This window comes from Immundisolibacter sp. (genome assembly GCF_041625615.1).
GTDB lineage: Bacteria > Pseudomonadota > Gammaproteobacteria > Immundisolibacterales > Immundisolibacteraceae > Immundisolibacter.
Genome location: NZ_JBFJTF010000224.1, coordinates 1 through 2,020, shown reverse-complemented (window position 1 = coordinate 2,020; position 2,020 = coordinate 1). Strand labels below are relative to the sequence as shown.

The 2,020-nt window shown below is 68.5% G+C and carries 1 protein-coding gene; it reads right to left on the bottom strand.

Annotation, left to right across the window (positions count from 1 at the left end):
* Positions 1-2,020, bottom strand: a 2,020-nt coding sequence (locus ABYX71_RS11720; protein WP_372696675.1) for an EAL domain-containing protein, incomplete at both ends; no start/stop codon positions are given.

Here is a 2,020-nt window from a genome sequence, read left to right as displayed (position 1 = left end):
TGACGTGCCTGCGGCCACGTCTCGAGCGCGTCCTTGAGACAGCGGAAGAAGGCCGGATCATGCAGGTTGCGGGCCGACACGTTCATGGCGATCGGCAGATGCAGGCCTGCTGCCGCGTGCCGCGCGGCCTGCGCCGAGACCGCTTCGAGAATGGCCTGTGTCAGATTGCGTATGAGTCCGGTGCGCTCGGCCAGACCGATGAACTGGGCCGGCGAGATCACCCCATGCTCCGGGTGGCGCCAGCGCGCCAATGCCTCGACGCCACACACCTCGCCGGTGCGCAGGTCGACCTGCGGCTGAAGGTGAATGCTCAGGTGCCGCTCATCGATGGCCTCGCGCAGATCCGCCGCCAGACGCAACCGGTCACGCCAGTCGTTGTCCAGCCGCGGATGCGCCAGCAGCACTCTGGCATGGCTTTTCTTGGCCTCGCGCGCCGCCAGCCGAGCCGCCTGCAGCAGGCGCTCACCGTCGTCGCCCCGCCCCACCGCCACGCCCACGGTCGCATCGATGTCGACACTGATCGACGACAGCAGCGCCGGAGTGGCAAGCGCAGCGAGCAGGTCATCGGCAAAGTGACAGGCCGCGGTTTCATCCGACACGTCCACCCGTACCGCAAGCTCGGATTGCGCCACCCGGGCCAGATGCTCGGCACCCCGGCTGCGCAGGCGCTCGGCCACCACCTGCAGGAACTCGTGACCGGTGGCGTGCCCCAGCGCGGTGGCGATTTCCCAGTAGTTGAATAACTCGACCACCAGCACCGCCACGTCCCTTCGCGCGGTCACCGATGTCGCCAGCTGATCCAGAAAACGCACCCGGTTGGGCAACCCCGTGGCGTCGTCAAAATAGGCCACCCGCCGCAGGTGCGCATCAGCCCGCGACTCTCGCTCGCGCAGACGCGCGGTGACGATGCCAAACGACAGGTCGTCCGCCAGCTCGGCCAGCAGGCGCATCTCGCGCGCTGCGAAGGCATCCGGCGCACTGGAATAGACGGTCAAAGCGCCGATGATCCGCCCGTCCACCTTCAGCGGCAGTATCACGCCCGAATGCAGCCCGCGGCTGGCCGCCAACTGAAACAGGCCGTGTCCAGCCTCGCGGTCCATGAATTGCTGGACTACCGGCTCGCCACTGCTGAGCGCCCGCACCGTTGGCGTCTGGTGCGCCAGGGCCGTTTGCCAGTGCGCCTGCAGGTAAGCCGTAAACCCCTCGTCCTCGCCGGCACCCGCCATCTGCTGGATCCCGGCCTCTGTCACGTACGCAACCCCGGCGTAGCGGTAGCTTCCGTGCTCCACCACTACCCGGCACATGGCATCGAGCAGGCGCTGCTCCTCGTGCTCGCGCAGCAGGGTTCGATTGCCCGCGCTGAGCACCCGGTATGCCCGCACCGCCCCATCCACTTGATTGGCCATGTGATTGAAGGCGGTGCCCATCAGAGAGAGCTCGGCAACCCGGTGGCGCTCCGGCAGGCGAACGCCGCGCACCCCCTCCGCCAGGCTGCTGGCGGCCTCCACCAACCCGCGGACCGGCTGCACCACCAGGCCCCGTACCCCAAACCAGACGAGTAACGCCAGCACCGCCTGGGCGACCATCACCATCAGCGGCTGCATGCGCACGAACGGCGCAAGCTGGGCATGCAAGGCGTCCAGTGGCAGCCCCAGCAACAGATACGGCGCCGTTGCAAGCGACATGCCACCCAGCGGCACATAGGTGAAATGCCAGGCGCTGCCGTCCGCCGCGGTCACCCTGATGCCGCCACCTTCGCGCCGCTCGGCCAGCCGACCGGGCAATGCGGCGCTGGCCGTGCTCAGCACGTCGTCATCGCCGACGGACGACGGAAGGTGTGCCATCAGCTGCAAGCGGCGATCGAGCACCGTCACGGAAGCGCCGGCCGGCAACACGCCCGGGTCGACCAGCCCCGCCAGCCAGTCGGTGCTCACGGCGGCAAACACCACCGCCTGCACCCGTCCATCCGTATCGACCACCGGGTACCCGAAGTTGATGCCCGGCACGCCGGTGATGCGAC